This is a genomic window from Flavobacterium sp. CFBP9031 (assembly GCF_034044945.1).
Classification (GTDB): Bacteria; Bacteroidota; Bacteroidia; order Flavobacteriales; family Flavobacteriaceae; genus Flavobacterium.
In genome coordinates this window covers 17,617-36,893 of record NZ_JAXCWF010000015.1, presented here as the reverse complement: position 1 = coordinate 36,893, position 19,277 = coordinate 17,617, and the positions used below count along the sequence as shown (strand labels likewise).

Genomic DNA, 19,277 nt, shown 5'->3' with positions numbered 1-19,277 from the left:
GAAAATAAATGTAAGATTTTATTTATTTTTTATAAATAAGATTTAAATTGTTTTAGTTTCCCGCGATTAGTTCTTTCTAAAACTATTTTTCTGGTGAAAGTGAAGATTAGATTTGGCTCGAGATACAAATCAATTGCTTCTTTTATTTTTTGAATTTGTTCTGAAGCTAATTCATTTTCAGAAATATATTCAATTTCAAAAGTGTTTAATTTAGTTTGTTTGATAATGAATTCTTTCACGTTTCCATCATCTTCAATAATGCTTTTGGTTACATAATAAAAGGTCAAACCTGGAGATTTTTTACCGCTTGGCAAAATGGCAACATCATTCGTTCTTCCAATTAATTTTTTAAGAATTGGTTTTTGAGGTGTACTTTTTTCGTCCAAAATTCCAATGTCGCCAATTTCGTATCGTATAAAAGGATTTGCTTTGTTGTATAAAGAAGTAATCACAATTTTTCCTTCTGTTCCATGTGGAACAGAATTATTGTTTTCATCCAAAATTTCGACAAAAAGGGTTTCGGCATTAACTTGCCATTCGCCTTTTGGATTTTCAAAAGCAATCAAATCCAATTCAGACGCGCCATATTCACTAATGATCGGAATGCCAAATTGTTTTTCCAATAACTTTTTATCGGATTCAAAAAGCATTTCGGAAGTTACAAAACAAGCTTTTAAAGTTGGAGAAATATCTTTTAAAACAATATTTTTATTTTCTAAATATTTGGCAAACAAAACAATAGAGCTGGTATATCCGTTGAGGTAATCGAATTTTTTGGTTTTGAATTTTTGCAGAAATTTTTCCAGCACTTCGTCAGACAAATCAAAAACGGGAAAACGATAGCGATGGCTCAAAAAATCTTTGAAACGTTCTTTTTGATATCCAATAAAATCCATTGGAATTCCGTAAAAACGTGCCTGATACGAATGGTTAAAATCAATTCCAAACCAGCCAAAGCGCATAATGTTGGAAGCCCAAGTTAAAGCATGTGAATATTTATCTTTAGCAAAAACAAAAGGCGTTCCGCTTGACCCAGATGTTTTATTGAGGTAAACAGATTTTTTAAAATAACCTTTTGAAAGTCTTTCTTCAAGAGGTTTTTGTAAATTCTGTTTATTTAAAATAGGAAGATTTTCCCAATTTTGTGCGGTTGTATTTCCTGCTAACTCTCTGTAAAAAGGGTTGTTTTTTAAATGAAAATCAACAATTTCTGCTTTTTTGTTTTGAAGAAACGAATCAAATTCTTCTTCAGAAAAATGAACAATTTTATCCAATTCGGTTTTGGCTTTCTTTATAGGAAAACCATTTAATTGAAGCGAAATATCAAAAAGGCGAATCATTTTTCAGAATAATTTTCGTCAAAAATAATGTTTCGGAATGATTCAACAACTTTTTAAAGATTTAATTATTTTTTACGTACAAAAGCAAGTATTTTTGCAGCACAACTAAATACAACTACACCATGACAATTTTACTATTGGGATCAGGCGGAAGAGAACATGCATTTGCGTGGAAAATGACTCAGAGTCCGCTTTGCGAAAAACTTTTTGTAGTACCTGGAAATGCAGGAACTGCTGCAATTGCTGAAAACGTTGCGATATCTCCAACTGATTTTGAAGCAGTAAAAGCATTAGTGCTTAAAGAAAATATAAGTTTAGTAGTCGTAGGACCAGAAGATCCGTTAGTAAAAGGAGTTTACGATTATTTTAAAAACGACGAAAGTTTAAAACATATTCCGGTTATTGGACCATCAAAATTGGGTGCTCAATTAGAAGGAAGTAAAGAATTTGCAAAAGAATTCTTGATGAAACATAATATTCCAACTGCAGCTTATGATAGTTTCACTGCTGAAACAGTTGAAAAAGGATGTGAGTTTTTAGAAACATTACAGCCGCCTTATGTTTTAAAAGCAGATGGATTAGCAGCAGGAAAAGGTGTTTTGATTATTCAAGATCTTGAAGAAGCAAAAACAGAATTGAGAAACATGTTGGTTCATGCAAAATTTGGAACAGCAAGTGCAAAAGTTGTTATCGAAGAATTCTTGGACGGAATCGAATTAAGCTGTTTCGTTTTAACTGACGGAAAAAGCTATAAAATTCTTCCAACGGCAAAAGACTACAAAAGAATTGGAGAAGGAGATACAGGTTTAAACACAGGCGGAATGGGAGCAGTTTCTCCAGTTCCTTATGTTGACGCTGTTTTAATGGAAAAAATTGAAACACGCATTGTAAAACCAACAATTGAAGGTTTCCAAAAAGACGGAATTGAATATAAAGGATTCGTTTTTATTGGTTTGATTAATGTTAAAAACGAACCTATCGTTATTGAGTACAATGTTAGAATGGGAGATCCAGAAACTGAAGTTGTGGTTCCTAGATTAAAATCAGACTTAGTTGAATTATTCTTATCTGTTGCAGATCAGAAATTAGGAGACTTTAATTTAGAAGTTGATCCAAGAAGTGCAACAACTGTAATGGTAGTTTCTGGCGGATATCCTGAAGATTTCGAAAAAGGAAAAGTAATTTCTGGTTTAGAAAATGTTACAGATTCTATAGTTTTTCACGCGGGAACAAAATTAGATGGAGAAAATGTCGTTACTAATGGAGGACGTGTAATTGCTGTAACTTCTTATGGAGATAATTTCCAGGAGGCCATAAAAAAATCTTATCAAAACATAGATAAACTAAGCTTTGATAAGATGTATTTTAGAAAAGATATCGGTTTTGATTTAATCTAAAAAATAAATTCACAAGCCCTTTTTAATTAAAGGGTTTGGTTTTTTATTTTAAAAATGAATGAGCCGTTGTATCTTGGTTTTCTGTTCCAGCGTCATCAAAAATACGTAATTGTTTAATCCAATAAACGATTGCGCATGCACAGATGATCATAAAAATCCAGTTAATAGTGTTTGCACCAAACCATGTAATTAATTCTAAATGACGTAAAAAGTCAAGAGGAGCAAACAAAATGTTAACAAATAGGTATTGAATTCCTTCAAAAAAAGCTGTCATAATTTTAAAAATTATATGTTATTTATTGTTGTGTAATGCCTTGAAGATAAAATTCGGTAAACCAAATCTTTTTTCAACTTGTTAGGTTTTTCCTTTTAAACAAGTATTATCTTTACAATCACAAAAGTATAAAATATCCTTATGATAACAAGTGTTTTTAAAAAATCTACACCATTAAATTATTCATTGGTTGTAATTTTAATACTGGTTTTCTTTTTTATGTTCCAAATTAAAGACCCATCTTGGGTTACTTCTTATTTTTTGGCTTTTCAAAAAGTGAGTTTGTTATGCTTTATTTTGGCTTCTTTTTTTATGATTAATTTTATCGTAAAAAAGAACGGACTTAGTAAAGACAACGGTTACGCGATACTTTTCTACTTGTTGTTTATTTTATTTTTTCCAACGATCTTTAATGATTCAAATGTTGTCTATGCCAATTTTTTCATTTTATTGGCGCTTCGAAGATTAGTTTCGCTGCAATCTCTAAAAGCATCAAAAGAAAAAATATTTGATGCTGCATTTTGGATTTTTGTAGCTTCTTTATTTCAATTTTGGAGTATTCTCTTTATAATATTGGTTTATATCTCTATTATTTTTCACGTTTCAAGAGATTATAGAAACTGGGTTTTACCTTTTATAGCACTTTTGGCCGTAATAATTTTATTCTACATGACATCATTAATTTTGAATATCGATGCTGTAACTTTTGTTCAAGAAAGAGCTGTAGTCGATTTTAGAATAGATTATTTTAAGAATAATTATGAAAACGCGGCACTTTCTATATACACAGCTGTAGCGCTATTTTTTGTTACTTCCATGCTAATGACGCTGTCAAACAGACCACAAATTGTACATTCTTCATACAAGAAAGTTGTCGCTTGTTTTTTTATAGCAGTCTTTGTTTACCTTATTTCTCCAAATAAAAGTAACGATTTATTATTGTTCAGTATTGCGCCATTAACAATAATGGCAGCAAGTCATGTCGAATATGTGCAGCAGAAACTTAACAACGAAATTGTATATTATACCTTGATTGTGTGTAGTTTATTTACTTTTTTCTCTCAGTTATAATTTGCTTCCGTAAGCAAGATCGCCAGCGTCGCCAAGTCCTGGAACAATGTAGTTTTTATCGTTTAATTTTTCGTCTAGAGAAGCAACCCACAAGTGGCAGTTTTCTGGAAGATTTTTTTCGAGGTAAGCAATTCCTTCTGGAGCAGCAATAACAACAACAATATGTATTTCTGTTGGAGTTGCATTTTCTACTAATTTTTTATGAACAGCAACAATTGATTGTCCTGTGGCCAGCATTGGGTCAAGAAGCAGAACGGTTTTATTATTTAAATCTGAAATGGCTTGATATTCAACTCGAATTTCAAATTCGTCATCATTATTTGGATGATATCTACAGGCAGAAACAAAACTATTTTCGGCATGATCAAAATAATTTAAGAACCCATTGTGAAGAGGCAATCCAGCTCTTAAAATTGGACATAATACCAAATCGGCATCAATTTCTGTAGTGTTCTTAATTCCTAGAGGCGTCTGAATTTCAACTTTTTTATAAGGCAAAATTTTGCTTAATTCATAAGCCATAATTTCTCCAATGCGTTCAATATTTCTACGAAAACGCATACTGTCGTTTTGAACATTTACATTTCGAATCTGACCTAAAAAATGATTTAATACGCTGTTGTTATCAGAGATATAATGGATTTTCATATTATTTTTTTAGAAGATCAATTGATTATTAAGAATAATTGAAAAATTAATGTTTTTTTTCAAAGTATAAAAGTATAAAAAGTATCTTTGTTTTATAAAAAAATAAAAACATGTTTTCAAAATTAGCATATTCTGTTTTCGAGCAAAGCATCAAAGATTATCACCAGTTTGATAATGTAGATCAGCCGATCAATAATCCTTATCCAAAAGATAAGTTCGAGCATTTGTTATATCTAAAAAACTGGATTGATACCGTTCAATGGCATTTTGAAGATATTATTCGTGATCCGCAAATTGATCCAGTTGCGGCATTAACTTTAAAAAGAAGAATTGATGCATCAAATCAGGAACGTACTGATATGGTGGAATATATAGATAGCTACTTTTTACAAAAGTATAGCGATGTAAAAGTAAAAGACGGAGCGAAAATCAATTCTGAAAGTCCAGCTTGGGCTTTTGACAGATTGTCTATTCTAGCTTTAAAAATTTATCACATGAACGAAGAAGCTAATCGTGCTGAAGCTTCTCAGGAACACAGAGATAAATGTCAGGAAAAATTAAATATTCTTTTAGAACAAAGAACAGATTTATCTACAGCAATTGAAGAATTATTGACAGATATCGAAAACGGAGATAAATTCATGAAAGTGTACAAACAAATGAAAATGTACAACGACGATGATTTGAACCCAGTTTTATATCAAAATAAAAAATAATAATTTGGCAGACTTGTCTAGCAAAATTAAGCATATAGCCGTCATGAGACTATCCGCAATGGGAGATGTCGCCATGACGGTTCCTGTTTTACGAGCTTTTGTAAAACAATATCCAACGGTAAAACTAACCGTTATTTCTCGCCCATTTTTTAAACCTTTTTTTGACGGAATTCCTAATCTTGAGTTTTTTGCTTTTGATGAAAAAGAAAGACACAAAGGATTTCCTGGACTTTTACGTTTATTTAAAGATGTAAAAAAACTGAAAATTGATGCTTTTGCAGATCTTCATAACGTTTTGAGATCTAAGATTGTGAGTTTGCTTTTCGCTTTAAGCGGAAAAAAAAGAGCAACCGTTGATAAAGGAAGAGAAGGAAAAAAAGAACTAACGCGTGATGAAAATAAGATTTTCAGACAATTACCAACCATGTTTGAAAGACATGCAAAAGTGTTTGAAGAGTTAGGTTTTCCTTTAGATTTATCGAAACCACAATTTCCTGAAAAAGCAGTTTTAAGTTCTGATGTTTTAGATATTATCGGAAATGAAAATCAAAAGCTTATTGGAATTGCGCCTTTTGCACAATATGATTCTAAAGTTTATCCTTTGGACTTAATGAAAGAGGTAATTGAAAAATTGGCTAAAAATAAAAATCAGACGATTTTGCTTTTTGGTGGAGGAAAAAAAGAAATCGAAATTTTAGATTCTCTTGCTCAACCATTTGAAAATGTAATTAATATGGCTGGAAAAATTAAATTTCAGCAAGAATTACAATTGATCAGTAATCTCGATGTAATGCTTTCTATGGATTCTGGAAATGCTCATATTGCAGCAATGTTGGGCGTAAAGGTCATTACGCTTTGGGGAGCGACACATCCGTACGCAGGATTTTTGCCTTTCAATCAAAGTTTAGAAAATGCACTGACTTCAGACCGAAATCAATATCCAAAATTGCCAACTTCAGTTTATGGCAATAAAATTGTTGAAGGATATGAGGATGCTATGAGGACAATTTTACCGCAACAGGTTGTTGACAAAGTTATAGAACAGCTCTCATAAGAGATTTAAACTAAGCTAAAAGGATAGCTATTTTTTAAGCTTCGGAGAAGCGAAATATTTATAGCAAAGAAACGTCTACAATAGTAAAGCTCCAGAGAAGCGACATATTTTTATAATATAGTCGTTTCTCTGGAGCTTTTTTTGTTTCTATTAAGATTCTATAAATATTTTTCCCAGCCGGAGTTTTGCCAATAAAAATATATTTAAGCAATGTTTTTGTTTAAATCGTATCTCTCATCAGAATCGAGAAAAGAATATCCGATAGTTTTTTTTCTTTTTTTGTTTACTATAATGGTGACAAAGTTATTTTTGTCTTCGGTTGACAATAGAATATGTTCGAATTTATCGGATGAATCTCTATAAATTTTATAAATTAAGTCATGATCTTTAATTTTTTTAGATAAAATTTTAGCCGATTTTAGTCTGCTTACATAAGGCCAGATATTAAAGATATTCGAATCTGTCTTTTTTACTTCTACCATTTTTTCGGTCAAAGTCGAATTGTACTTTTCTCTTTCGAGCAATTTCGGACCTTTTTTGTTTTTCATTTTTATAATAACTGCCAGAACGCATAGCGAAGCAGTTACAACCAACATAATAAAGAGATAGAGATGAAAGTGTTGTACGTGAGCTGTCATGATATTTAATGTTTTAAATGTTTTGACAAATTTGATTTAGCTCTACAAATTCTCAAATTACGAGATTGAGATAGCCATAATTTTACCCCTAATTTAATGAAAAATCAGCAATATTTCGACAAAATTTTGCTTTTATTTCAATTAGAGCCAAATCTTCTCATCACGACAGCGACCGTAAATATAGCTTTTTAGATTTGCAATGGTTTCTTGATAATTTGGCGCGCCATAACCGTAACGATCATGTTCCATTTGTTCTCTTTCAATGGTATTGCATCCTTTTATAACTTCTTTAATCATGTCGAGTAAAGCAAGTTCTTTATTGTCGGTTTTTTCAAATTTAAATTCAACAAGTTCATCCTGAAGTTCTTCACAGTAATCAACCAGCTTCATAACTTCGGGCTCTTCCAGAAGATATTCTTTATTTCTAAAAATTTCTCGTACAGATTTCATAAACAATTAATTTTCAATTTTTTAAATTCCAAATTCCAAGTTACATCTTTATCAAAGTTTTAAACTTTGACAAAGAGTAGAAACGCAATTAAACAAAAAAAATTCCAAATCCCAATTGAAAGATTGGAATTTGGAATTTTTGATATTGGAATTTGATTGACTAAACATCGTCGTAATCAACATAAATGGTCTCTGATGTTGGATGTGCCTGACAAGTTAAAATTAAACCTTCGGCAATTTCGCCGTCTGTTAAAATAGAATTTTTAGTCATTTCTGCGCTTCCTTTTGTAACACGGCCTAAACAACTGCTGCAGATTCCGCCTTGGCAAGAATAAGGAGCGTCTACACCTTGTTTTAAAGCTGCGTCAAGAATAGTTTGTTTTTTAGACATTTCAAAAGTAGTTTCTTCATCGTCTACCAAAACAGTAATTTTTGTATGCCCTTCTTGAGAACCCTGAATTTCATGTTCTTCAGAAGAAGAAGTAAACAACTCAAATTTAATTGCAGATTCTTTTACATTTTTCTCTTTCAAAACATCAGAAACGGTATTAATCATTTCTTCTGGTCCGCAAAGGAAAAACTTATCAAATTGAAGTTCTTTGTGTTTGTTGTTTAAAACAAAATTCACAGCCGATTTTTCAATTCTTCCAAATAAAGCATTTTCAGCTTTTGCTTGGCTGTACACATAATGCACAAAAAATCTGCCTACATATTGTAATTGCAAATCGTGAAGTTCTTGGTGAAAGATTGTGCTTTCTGGAGTTTTATTTCCGTAAACCAATACAAATGAACTTTTTGGTTCATTTTTTAAAACCGATTTTATGATAGAAAGAACTGGAGTAATTCCGCTTCCTGCAACAAAAGCCGCGTAGTTTTTTTGCCTTTCAGCATCTGGTTCAAAAGTAAATTTACCTTCTGGCTGGCCTACTTCTAGAACATCTCCTGCTTTTAAGGTTGTATTGGCAAACTGAGAAAAAAGACCATTTTTTACTGCTTTTACAGCAATTCTTAATTCACCGCTGTCTGGTGCAGAGCAAATAGAATACGCACGTCTAATTTCTTGGTTATCAAGAGTTAATTTTAAATTTATATATTGACCTGCTGTAAATTTATAGTCAGATTTTAGTTCTTCAGGAACATTAAAAAGAATCGAAACAGCATCTGCAGTTTCGCGTTTAACCTCTTTAATTATAAGTTTTAAGAATGAAGGCATGATAGAATTTTTATGCAAAAGTAGCAAACCACTATTAAAATTTTAGCACGAAATTATTTTTTTTAACTTTTTTTGTAACGTTTTCCTACATTTGGTCTCTTACTACAAAAATATTAAAACCATAAACCATGATTAAGAAGTTTATTTATCTCGAATGGAAGGCCTTTATTCGGTCTGCATCTTTCGGTAAAAATCTGACAATGAAAATAATAATAGTTTTTTTGATGATCTATTTTTCATTAATTTTTATTGCTATGGGAGTGGGGGCATTTTATATGCTTAAGGAAATGAATTTGGAACCTCTGGCAACGTTAAACAAATTTCTAATTTATTATTTTCTAGGCGATTTAGTAATTCGATTGTTATTACAGTCAATTCCTGTATTAAACATCAAACCTTTGCTAGCTCTTCCTTTAAAGAAAACAACCATTGTTCATTTTTCTTTAGGCAAAACCATTTTATCTTTTTTTAACTGGATACACGCTTTATTTTTTATTCCATTTACAGTTGTCCTAATTTTAAATGGATATGATGTGGTGCAGATTATTTTTTGGCATTTGGGAGTAATATCTATTATTTATATTAACAATTTTCTGAATATTATTTTAAGTAATATCGATAGATTATTTGCTCTTTTTCTCCTACTAATTGTAGTTCTAGGAGGTGCACAATATTGTCAATTATTTGATATTACGGAGTTTACAAGTCCATTTTTTCAAAGCTTTTATGAAATAGATGGATTGTTTTTGATTCCGATTCTAGTATTGATTGCGTTGCATTATTTTACATTTAAATACTTCGAAAAGAATTTATATCTCGATGCAGGACTTTCTGTAAAACACGATGTTGCCTCTACAGAAAATCTTTCTTGGCTAAATCAGTTTGGTACTTTGGGGACTTTCCTTAAAAATGACATTAGACTTATCAAAAGAAATAAAAGATCAAAAACTACTATAGTAATGAGTGTGATCTTTTTATTCTACGGCTTGATTTTTTTCGGAAATAATAGCCAGCCTCCAGCAATGCAAATTTTTGCAGGAATATTTGTTTCGGGAGGATTTCTATTTGTTTTCGGGCAGTTTGTACCAAGCTGGGACAGTTCGTATTATCAATTAATGATGACACAAAATATTCCGTACAGAGGTTACATTACCGCTAAATGGTGGCTTATTGTTATTGCTACTTTTATTTCTACAATTCTAGCATCTTTTTATCTTTTTTACGGATGGGAAGTTTATCTAACTATTGTAGTTGGTGCAATTTATAATATTGGCGTAAATTCTCATTTGGTACTTTTGGGAGGTGCTTTTACTAAAACACCAATTGATTTAAGCAGTGCTGGTGGTGCCTTTGGAGATAAAAAAGCGTTTAATGTAAATTCGATGCTTCTGTCTTTGCCAAAAATATTTCTTCCTTTATTATTGTATTGGCTTGGACTTCGTTTTGCAGATAAAACTGTAGCATTAAGTTTGGTTGCAGGAGCAGGAATTTTGGGTTTTATCTTTAAAGAAAAAGTGTTTTCAATAATAGAAAAGAGGTACAAAATAGAAAAATACAGTACAATAAGTGCTTATAAACAAAAGGGTTAATTAGATAAATTGTCAATTTGAAAATGAGATAATTATCTCCATTTTATATCTAAAACCTAAAATCAACAATCTACAATTATTATGATACAAGTAAATCAGCTTTCAAAAACATATAACGGAACAACAGTTTTAAATATTAATAATCTAGAAATTCCAAAAGGACAAAGTTTTGGCTTGGTGGGAAATAACGGAGCAGGAAAAACAACTTTCTTCAGTTTGCTTCTTGATCTAATCCAGCCATCAACAGGATATATAAAAAGTAATGACATTCAGGTAAATACAAGCGAGAATTGGAAATCTTTTACAGGATCTTTTTTAGATGAAAATTTCCTTATCGGATATTTAACTCCGGAAGAATACTTTTATTTTATTGGTGATTTACGCAATCAGAATAAGGCAGATATTGATGCGTTGCTAGCAAAACATGAGGAGTTTTTTAACGGAGAAATTTTGAACAACAAAAAATACCTTCGCGATTTATCTAAAGGAAACCAGAAAAAAGCGGGTATTATTGCCACACTTATTGGTAATCCTGAAGTTGTAATTTTAGATGAGCCTTTTGCAAATTTAGATCCTACAACAGTGAGCCGATTAAAAAAAATTATCAAAGAATTAGCCGACGATCCAAATGTAACTGTTTTGGTTTCAAGCCATGATTTACAGCATACTGTAGAAGTTTGCAATCGTATTGTGGCGCTTAATAAGGGCGAAATTGTTAAAGATATTCAGACCTCAGAAGAAACCTTACAAGAACTAGAATTATTTTTTGCGGTGTAAGAATTTCTATATTTCAAAAAGAAGCGTATTTTTACAAATGAATATACTAAAACCAATTTTTAGTAGTTATCTGTTTTAAACTCTTTTCTATTGAAAAAGAATACTCTTAAATATAGTTTTACTTTCGTTTTTTTATTCTTTTTGATAGCTTGTTCTACCAAAAAAAATACCTTTTTGGCTCGAAGTTCTCACTCGATCGGGACAAAATACAACATTCTTTACAATGGAGGAATTGGTTTAGACAAAGGTTTAAAGTCCATTCAGGCCAATAACGAAGATAATTTCTGGAAACAACTGCCAATTGAAAAAATGCAGTTTGATGAAAATTTTTCTGAAGGAGAAAAAGCTAAAAACCCTGATTTTGAAAAAGCAGAAACCAAAGCTACAAAAGCCATTCAAAAACACTCCATGAATATTGGAGGAAGAGAAAGAAACTGGCAGATTGACGAAGCGTATTTGATGCTGGGAAAAGCAAGATATTATGATCAGCGTTTTATTCCAGCAATTGAGGCCTTCAACTATATTTTATACAAGTATCCAGAAAGCAATAATATTTATACGGCAAAAATCTGGCGTGAAAAAACCAATATGCGTTTAGGTAATGACGCGATTGCTCTTAAGAATATTAAAATTTTACTTAAAAAAACAGATTTAGATAAGCAAACTTATGCAGATGCCAACGCACTTTTGGCAGAAGCCTTTCTAAATCTGGAACAAAAAGACAGTGCTGTTTCTAGACTTAGAGTTGCAGAACAATTTACTCGAAATAATGAAGAACGCGCAAGATATCGTTTTATACTTGGCCAAATGTATCAGGCGGAAGGAAAACGTGACAGCGCCATTTATTTTTATGATGCGGTTATTGATTTAAACAGAAAAGCAGATCGTAAATATATGATGCACGCATACGCGAAAAAAGCACAGATGTTTGATTATGGAAAAGATAATGATACGATTTTCTTAAAAACATTTAATAAATTGGTGACTGATCGTGAAAATCGTCCTTATTATGATGTTCTTTTTTATGAAATGGGAGTTTATTATGATAAAAAGAAAGATCAAGAAAATGCATTAACATTTTACAATAAGTCTTTAGGAAGAAAATCTAAAGATCCGTATTTAATGGCTTCTGCTTATAGAAACATTGGAAACATGTATTTTAAAAATACAGATTATTCGATGGCGGCAAAGTATTATGATAGTACTTTGGTTAAACTGGATCCTAAAACTAGAGAGTTTGCATTTATAGAAAAAAACAGAAAAAATCTTGATGACGTAATTAAATACGAAGCTATTGCAAAACGCAATGACAGTATTATTAAAGTATATAATCTGCCCCCAAACGATAAGAAAGTTTATTTCGAAAATTATATTGCAGAACTTAAAAAGAAGGACGAAGCAAAAAAACTTTTAGAAGAAAAGGAAAAAGAACGATTAGCTAATATAGACCGAAACTCTCAAGCAGATTTTTCAGGAAATGGAGCTGTTAATCCTAATTCTTTAGGTAAACCAATAGAACCAGAAGGAGTTGGAATGCCTCCTGGAGGAAATGATAATGCCAGTTCATTCTATTTTTATAATCCAACAACAGTTGCTTACGGAAAACTACAGTTTAAAAAAATGTGGGGTAGTAGAACTATGGGCGGAAACTGGCGATTGTCAGGTATAAAAGGCGCAAATAGCGATGCTATGAATGATACGATTTCTACTAAAGAAGTTGCCAATGTGCTCAATGACACAATTGTACCAGAAAAATATACTGTAGCCTATTATGTAAAACAGCTTCCAAGTTCTCAAACTGCAATGGATAGTATTGGCAAAGAGCGTAATTTTTCATACTATCAATTAGGACTTATATATAAGGAGAAGTTTAAAGAATATAATTTGGCTAGCGACAAACTAGAACAGCTGCTTCAGAACAATCCTGAAGAAAAACTGGTATTGCCATCAATGTATAATTTGTACAAAATTTATCAAATTACAAATCCGGCAAAAGCCGAAGCTATAAAAGCCGAGATTTCATCTAAATATCCAGATTCGAGATATGCTCACATTTTAAACAATAAAGAAGACGATCCAAATTCTAGTCCAGACAAAGAATATCAAAAATGGTATAAACTTTTTGAAGAAGAACATTTTGATGAAGTCTTGGCGAATATTGATAATCTAATTAATCAATATTCTGGAGATGATATTGTTTCAAAATACGAATTGCTAAAAGCCAATACTTCAGGAAAAGTATATGGTTTAGAAGCCTATAAAAAAGGACTTGAGAACGTTGCAGATAATTACCCAAATAGTGAAGAAGGTAAAAATGCAAGAGAGATCTTAGAAAAACAAGTTCCTGTTTTGGAGAAACTTAACTTTACAACAACAGATACTAAAAATTGGAAAATAGTATATCGTGTTGCAAACAACGATACAAAAGCGGTTAAAAGAATAGAAGAAGCAATTAGAGTGTTTTTATTAGTTGAAAACTACGAAAGATTGACAACATCTCTAGATAAATACAATAAAACAGAAAGTTTTGTAGTTATTCATGGTTTAAAATCTGAAGCTTATGCAAATGATATTGCTGGAGTTTTCAGAGAAGATAAGAAATATAAAATCCCAGATCAAGCAATAATTATATCAAATGATAATTACAAAATTGTTCAGATTAAAAAAAATCTAGACGCATACCTTACCCCGAAAACCCCTTAAATCTTAACCGCCATGTTTGAAAAAGTAAAAAAAAACGGAACTGAACAATTAGGAAAAACTAATAGAATTGTTGAAGGAACATCAATAATAGGAGATATAGTCTCTCAAGCCGACTTTAGATTAGACGGTGAATTGATAGGAAATTTTACTTCGCAGGGCAAAATTGTGATAGGAGCAAAAGGAGTTGTAAAAGGAGAAATTATCTGTAACAATGCAGACATCGAAGGAGAATTTCATGGAAAGATAAAAGTTCTTGAAACCCTTAATATTAAATCGACTGCTCAAATTCATGGAGAAGTAGCAGTAGGAAAACTTTCAATAGAACCAGGAGCTGACTTTACAGCAACCTGCACTATGCTTGCGCATTCAAATACAGTAATAATGCTAGAAGATGGAAAAGGAGCCGAATAATAATAGGAGAAATAAATGGTTGGCATTTATTAATATTCCCTTTCAAATGGGAGTAATCATTTTCGTATTCTCTTATTTCGGAACCTGGCTCGACGAGAAACATCCAAGCCCAAAAGTATATTATAACACCATTTTTGTATTAGCTGGTGTTGGAGTTGCATTGTACAATGTAATCCGACAAGTAAATGATATCAATAAAACAAAGTAGTTTGTAAATAAAAATGGCTTGAGATAAAAGTTGCATCTTTGCACAAAAATTATTTCAAATGCTTTCAAAAAATTACAAACCAGTTTTTTATTTGTTATGTCTTGCTTTAGGAACTTATAGTATTCATAAAGCCGTTTTTTTATTTAGTGAAATTAGTACAGAGAAGTTTCATTACAGTTTAGAAATACTGTATTTTTCTTTCTTCGCAATTTCGTCTTTATTATACCTTATATTATTAATAGTAAAAAAGAAGAATTTTGAAATTGTCGGAATGGCATTTTTATTTGGAACTTTTACACAAATGTTATTAGCCTATTTATTTCTTCAGCCGATCTTAAAAAATAAAACTGGAGAAAGCAATGTTGAAAAAGTCAGTTTTTTTATAACATTTGTGCTGTTTTTGTTATTTCAGACGCTTTTAACTGTCCGATTATTAAATGAAAAGCGTTAAAATAACAATTCTTTAAAACAAGGTTTAAAAATAATTTTTCATATCCTTTTGAATATTAATAAAAAATGTACCTTTGCACCAAATTTTAGAAACGTAAAAAAATAAGATTTTCCACGATATGGTGATTTCAAACAAACCACTCAGCTTTATTCTTGCAGCTTTTGTAGCTTCTCTACCTATTATGGGTTTTGCAAATCAAGAGAATGATTCGACGCATGTTCAAACTGAAACAGCTCACGAAGAGAAAGTAGTTTCACATACTGCTCACGAAGAAGGAGAGCATGTTGCTCTTGATCCAAAAGCTAAAGTAGATGCTTTTATTGATCACCACTTACAAGATTCTCATGACTTTGTTTTCTTTTCAGATGAAAAAGAAAATAAACACTACGGTTTTCCATTACCAGTTATTTTAATTGATGGTGGTTTAAAAGTTTTCTCTTCTTCAAAATTACACCACGGAGAAGAAGTTGCAGAAGTTGACGGTAGCTACTACAAATTAGTTCACGGTAAAATCTACAAAACAGATGCTGCCGGAACAATCAACTTTGATGAGCACGGTCATCCATCAAATGAAAAACCATTAGATTTTTCAATTACTAAAAATGTTGTTTCAATGCTTTTCGTATCAGTACTATTATTAGTAATGTTTACTGGTTTAGCAAGATCATATAAAAAAGGACCAATCCCAACAGGATTTGGTAGAGTTTTAGAACCATTAGTAATTTTCATCAGAGATGAAATTGCTGTTCCAAATATTGGAGAGAAAAAATACCGTAAATACATGGGTTACTTATTAACTGTATTTTTCTTTGTTTGGATCTTGAACTTATTAGGAATGACTCCGCTAGGAATCAACGTTACAGGAAATATTGCTATTACAGTTTGTTTAGCGGCCTTTACATTTATCATTACTCAATTTAGTGCAAACAAAGATTATTGGGGACACATCTTCTGGATGCCAGGAGTACCAGTTCCAATGAAAATTATCTTAGCTCCAATTGAGGTTTTAGGAACATTAACAAAACCATTCGCATTATTAATTCGTTTGTACGCAAACATTACTGCAGGTCACGTAGTAATTATGAGTTTGATCGCAATGATTTTTGTTGGAAAAAATTTAGCAGCAGATTTGCCAATCTCATTAGGATTGACATTATTTATCTCTGTTATTGAAATTTTAGTTGCATTTTTACAGGCATTCATCTTTACAATGTTATCATCATTGTTTATTGGTATGGCAGTTCAAGATCATGATCATGCTCACCACCATGAAGACGAAACAGCAATTATTTAATTTAGAAGTTTAATTTTATATATATAAATAGTTATGGGAACAATTCCAACTTTAGTAGGTGCTGGTTTAGTAGTAATCGGTGCAGGTTTAGGTTTAGGTAAAATCGGTGGATCTGCTATGGACGCTATTGCTCGTCAGCCAGAAGCTGCTGGTAAAATTCAAACTGCGATGATTATTATCGCGGCTTTATTAGAAGGTTTAGCATTCGCTGCTTTGATCTTAGGAAAATAATAAAGAGAGAAATAACAGCATCTTTAACGGTTGGTTAAAGATGTTGTTACTTTTAAAAAAGAAATTAAATATTTAATATAGTTATATAAAATGGATAAGTTAATTAACGATTTTTCATTCGGATTATTCTTCTGGCAGGCTTTAATCTTGGTAATATTAATTTTGCTTTTAGTAAAATTTGCTTGGAAACCAATTATGGAATCTATTACTGCAAGAGAAGAAGGTATTAAAAATGCATTGCTTTCTGCTGAAAACGCAAAGAGAGAAATGGAAAATTTACAAGCTGACAATCAAAGAATTTTGAATGAAGCTCGTGCAGAACGTGACGCGATGTTGAAAGAGGCTCGCGAAATGAAAGAGAAAATGATTGCTGATTCTAAAAACGAAGCTCAAGAAGCTGGTCAAAAAATGATTGATCAAGCTAAAGCGGCTATCGAAAGCGAAAAAAATGCTGCAATGGCAGAATTGAAATCTCAAGTTTCAACTCTATCTTTGAGTATTGCTGAAAAATTATTGAAAGAAGAACTATCTAATAAAGAATCTCAAACTAAACTGGTAGAGAAATTATTAGGTGACGTAAAGTTAAACTAAGATTATGGCAAGTACAAGAGCAGCAATTCGTTATGCAAAAGCAATTCTAGACTTAGCAAACTCTAAAGGTGTTGCCGAAGCTGTCAATAACGATATGAAATCAATTGCAAATGCAATTGAGACGAATCAAGAATTGAGTACATTTATCCAAAACCCAACAACTACTGTTGAAGTTAAAGAAGGTGCTCTTTTGGAAGTTTTTGCAGATGTAAATGGAGTAACAAAAGGTTTGTTCCATTTATTATTTGAAAACAAAAGATTCGAAATTCTAAATGCAATTGCATTAGAATACAATAAATTATTTGATGAAAGTAATGGTGTTGAAGTAGCAAAAGTTACAACAGCTATTCCAATGGATGCAGCTTTAGAAGCTAAAGTTTTGGCAAAAGTTGCAACTTTATCAGATAAAAAAATTACAATAGAAAATGTAGTAGATCCTTCAATTATTGGTGGATTTATTTTGAGAATAGGAGATAATCAGTACAACGCTTCAGTTGCTAACAGATTACAAGTATTAAAAAGAGAGTTAAGTAATTAGTTTTATAACACAAAAAGTGTCTAAATTATAAATTAAGATGGCGGAAATCAAACCTGCTGAAATTTCAGCAATATTAAGAAAGCAAGTAGAAGGTTTTGAATCTGGTGCTACGCTAGAGGAAGTAGGATCAGTACTTCAAGTTGGAGACGGTATTGCTCGTGTTTACGGGCTATCTAATGTTCAATATGGTGAGTTAGTGGAATTTGATAACGGTATGGAAGGTATCGTATTGAATCTTGAGGAGGATAATGTTGGGGTTGTATTATTAGGACCATCAACTGGAATTAAAGAAGGATCTACAGCAAAAAGAACTCAACGTATTGCTTCTCTTAAAGTTGGTGAGCAAATGGTAGGACGTGTAGTTAACACTCTTGGTTTTCCAATTGATGGAAAAGGACCAATCGGTGGTGACTTATACGAAATGCCTTTAGAAAGAAAAGCACCTGGAGTTATCTTCCGTCAGCCAGTAACTGAGCCATTACAAACAGGAGTAAAAGCAGTTGATGCTATGATTCCAGTTGGTCGTGGACAGCGTGAGCTTGTAATCGGTGACCGTCAAACAGGTAAATCTACTGTTTGTATCGATACAATCTTAAATCAAAAAGAATTTTACGATGCAGGAAAACCTGTATTCTGTATATATGTTGCAATTGGACAAAAAGCTTCAACTGTAGCGGGAATCGCTAAAATGTTAGAAGAAAAAGGAGCAATGGCTTATACAGTTATCGTTGCTGCTAATGCTTCTGACCCAGCTCCTATGCAAGTTTACGCTCCATTCGCTGGTGCTGCAATTGGAGAATACTTCAGAGATTCTGGTCGTCCAGCTCTTATTGTTTATGATGATTTATCTAAACAAGCTGTTGCTTACCGTGAGGTTTCTCTTTTATTAAGAAGACCACCGGGACGTGAGGCTTACCCTGGAGACGTTTTCTACTTACACTCTCGTTTATTAGAGCGTGCTTGTAAAGTAATCGCTGATGATGGTATCGCTAAAAACATGAACGATTTACCAGATTCTATTAAGTCTATCGTAAAAGGTGGTGGTTCATTAACTGCATTGCCAATTATCGAAACTCAAGCTGGTGACGTTTCTGCATATATCCCAACAAACGTAATTTCTATTACAGATGGTCAGATTTTCCTTGATGGAGATTTGTTCAACTCTGGGGTTCGTCCTGCAATTAACGTAGGTATCTCTGTATCTCGTGTTGGAGGTAATGCTCAAATTAAATCAATGAAAAAAGTTTCTGGAACTTTAAAATTAGATCAAGCTCAATTCCGTGAATTAGAAGCTTTCGCTAAATTTGGTTCTGACTTAGATTCTGTTACTTTAAACGTAATCGAAAAAGGAAAAAGAAACGTTGAGATCTTGAAACAAGGTTTAAATGATCCTTATACAGTTGAAAACCAAGTAGCTATTATCTACGCTGGTTCTAAAAACTTATTAAAAAATGTTCCTGTTAATAAAGTAAAAGAATTCGAAGCAGATTTCTTAGCTTACTTAAACAGCAAACATAAAGATACACTTAACGCTTTGAAAGCTGGAAAATTAGATGACGCTATTACAGATGTTATCGAAAAAGCGGCAAAAGAAGTTTCAGCAAAATATAACTAATTAGATAATTGGTAAATTAGATAATTAGATAATGTTCTATCATTATTCTAATTATCTAATTTTAAAAT

Annotated in this window: 21 protein-coding genes; 15 read left to right on the top strand and 6 right to left on the bottom strand. The window is 31.9% G+C overall.

Going from position 1 to position 19,277, the window contains the following annotated elements:
- Window positions 1-29: 29 nt before the first annotated feature.
- Window positions 30-1,340 (bottom strand): phenylacetate--CoA ligase family protein, encoded by a 1,311-nt coding sequence (locus SOM12_RS21220; RefSeq protein ID WP_320495333.1) that lies wholly within the window; start codon window positions 1,338-1,340, stop codon window positions 30-32.
- 122 nt (window positions 1,341-1,462) lie between these two features.
- Here SOM12_RS21220 and purD point away from each other — a divergent pair, with 122 nt between their 5' ends.
- Window positions 1,463-2,737 (top strand): phosphoribosylamine--glycine ligase, encoded by a 1,275-nt coding sequence (purD, locus tag SOM12_RS21215; RefSeq protein WP_320495331.1) that lies wholly within the window; start codon window positions 1,463-1,465, stop codon window positions 2,735-2,737.
- Window positions 2,738-2,780: 43 nt separating this feature from the next.
- Here purD and SOM12_RS21210 read toward each other — a convergent pair whose 3' ends face one another.
- Window positions 2,781-3,011, bottom strand: coding sequence for a DUF6341 family protein (locus tag SOM12_RS21210; protein WP_041519835.1), 231 nt, complete (start codon window positions 3,009-3,011; stop codon window positions 2,781-2,783).
- Window positions 3,012-3,152: 141 nt separating this feature from the next.
- Here SOM12_RS21210 and SOM12_RS21205 point away from each other — a divergent pair, with 141 nt between their 5' ends.
- Window positions 3,153-4,082 carry a DUF6427 family protein gene (locus SOM12_RS21205; RefSeq protein ID WP_320495329.1) on the top strand — a complete coding sequence of 310 codons (930 nt, stop codon included), beginning with the start codon at window positions 3,153-3,155 and terminating at the stop codon, window positions 4,080-4,082.
- Here the strand turns inward: SOM12_RS21205 and upp are convergent.
- Window positions 4,077-4,730, bottom strand: coding sequence for a uracil phosphoribosyltransferase (upp, locus tag SOM12_RS21200; RefSeq protein ID WP_320495328.1), 654 nt, complete (start codon window positions 4,728-4,730; stop codon window positions 4,077-4,079). The genes SOM12_RS21205 and upp overlap by 6 nt on opposite strands.
- A gap of 110 nt (window positions 4,731-4,840) precedes the next feature.
- Between upp and SOM12_RS21195 the strand changes: the two genes are divergently transcribed.
- Both SOM12_RS21195 and SOM12_RS21190 read left to right on the top strand, forming a co-directional pair.
- Entirely contained in the window at window positions 4,841-5,446 is a 606-nt protein-coding gene (locus tag SOM12_RS21195; RefSeq protein WP_250834620.1) for a DUF4254 domain-containing protein, read from the top strand.
- A gap of 43 nt (window positions 5,447-5,489) precedes the next feature.
- Entirely contained in the window at window positions 5,490-6,500 is a 1,011-nt protein-coding gene (locus tag SOM12_RS21190; RefSeq protein WP_320495327.1) for a glycosyltransferase family 9 protein, read from the top strand.
- Window positions 6,501-6,703: 203 nt separating this feature from the next.
- Here the strand turns inward: SOM12_RS21190 and SOM12_RS21185 are convergent, their stop codons facing one another.
- From SOM12_RS21185 to SOM12_RS21175, 3 genes are all read right to left on the bottom strand, one after another.
- Window positions 6,704-7,138 (bottom strand): hypothetical protein, encoded by a 435-nt coding sequence (locus SOM12_RS21185; RefSeq protein WP_320495326.1) that lies wholly within the window; start codon window positions 7,136-7,138, stop codon window positions 6,704-6,706.
- Window positions 7,139-7,279: 141 nt separating this feature from the next.
- A complete protein-coding gene (locus tag SOM12_RS21180) occupies window positions 7,280-7,588 on the bottom strand; it encodes a hypothetical protein (protein WP_320495325.1) in 309 nt (102 codons plus the stop codon).
- A 160-nt stretch (window positions 7,589-7,748) separates the two neighbouring features.
- Window positions 7,749-8,801, bottom strand: coding sequence for a ferredoxin--NADP reductase (locus SOM12_RS21175; protein ID WP_320495323.1), 1,053 nt, complete (start codon window positions 8,799-8,801; stop codon window positions 7,749-7,751).
- A 128-nt stretch (window positions 8,802-8,929) separates the two neighbouring features.
- Here SOM12_RS21175 and SOM12_RS21170 point away from each other — a divergent pair, with 128 nt between their 5' ends.
- The 11 genes from SOM12_RS21170 to atpA all read left to right on the top strand — a co-directional run bounded on the left by SOM12_RS21170 (window position 8,930) and on the right by atpA (window position 19,209).
- Window positions 8,930-10,390, top strand: coding sequence for a DUF5687 family protein (locus SOM12_RS21170; protein ID WP_320495321.1), 1,461 nt, complete (start codon window positions 8,930-8,932; stop codon window positions 10,388-10,390).
- Window positions 10,391-10,471: 81 nt separating this feature from the next.
- Window positions 10,472-11,167, top strand: coding sequence for an ABC transporter ATP-binding protein (locus tag SOM12_RS21165; RefSeq protein WP_095930598.1), 696 nt, complete (start codon window positions 10,472-10,474; stop codon window positions 11,165-11,167).
- 90 nt (window positions 11,168-11,257) lie between these two features.
- Entirely contained in the window at window positions 11,258-13,870 is a 2,613-nt protein-coding gene (locus SOM12_RS21160; RefSeq protein ID WP_320495319.1) for a tetratricopeptide repeat protein, read from the top strand.
- A gap of 12 nt (window positions 13,871-13,882) precedes the next feature.
- Entirely contained in the window at window positions 13,883-14,281 is a 399-nt protein-coding gene (locus SOM12_RS21155) for a bactofilin family protein (RefSeq protein ID WP_095930600.1), read from the top strand.
- Window positions 14,262-14,489 carry an AtpZ/AtpI family protein gene (locus SOM12_RS21150; RefSeq protein ID WP_095930601.1) on the top strand — a complete coding sequence of 76 codons (228 nt, stop codon included), beginning with the start codon at window positions 14,262-14,264 and terminating at the stop codon, window positions 14,487-14,489. The genes SOM12_RS21155 and SOM12_RS21150 overlap by 20 nt, the downstream gene beginning before the upstream one ends.
- A gap of 58 nt (window positions 14,490-14,547) precedes the next feature.
- Window positions 14,548-14,940, top strand: coding sequence for a hypothetical protein (locus SOM12_RS21145; protein WP_095930602.1), 393 nt, complete (start codon window positions 14,548-14,550; stop codon window positions 14,938-14,940).
- Between the two features lie 118 nt (window positions 14,941-15,058).
- Complete coding sequence (gene atpB, locus SOM12_RS21140; RefSeq protein ID WP_095930603.1) at window positions 15,059-16,234, top strand: F0F1 ATP synthase subunit A; 1,176 nt, start codon at window positions 15,059-15,061, stop codon at window positions 16,232-16,234.
- 33 nt (window positions 16,235-16,267) lie between these two features.
- Entirely contained in the window at window positions 16,268-16,465 is a 198-nt protein-coding gene (gene atpE / locus SOM12_RS21135; protein ID WP_008465835.1) for an ATP synthase F0 subunit C, read from the top strand.
- A 90-nt stretch (window positions 16,466-16,555) separates the two neighbouring features.
- A complete protein-coding gene (locus SOM12_RS21130) occupies window positions 16,556-17,056 on the top strand; it encodes a F0F1 ATP synthase subunit B (RefSeq protein WP_095930604.1) in 501 nt (166 codons plus the stop codon).
- A 4-nt stretch (window positions 17,057-17,060) separates the two neighbouring features.
- Window positions 17,061-17,594 carry an ATP synthase F1 subunit delta gene (gene atpH, locus SOM12_RS21125; RefSeq protein WP_095930605.1) on the top strand — a complete coding sequence of 178 codons (534 nt, stop codon included), beginning with the start codon at window positions 17,061-17,063 and terminating at the stop codon, window positions 17,592-17,594.
- A gap of 37 nt (window positions 17,595-17,631) precedes the next feature.
- The gene (atpA, locus tag SOM12_RS21120; RefSeq protein WP_095930606.1) at window positions 17,632-19,209 is read left to right on the top strand and encodes a F0F1 ATP synthase subunit alpha; all 1,578 of its coding nucleotides are present in this window, start codon (window positions 17,632-17,634) and stop codon (window positions 19,207-19,209) included.
- The last annotated feature ends 68 nt before the right edge of the window (window positions 19,210-19,277 follow it).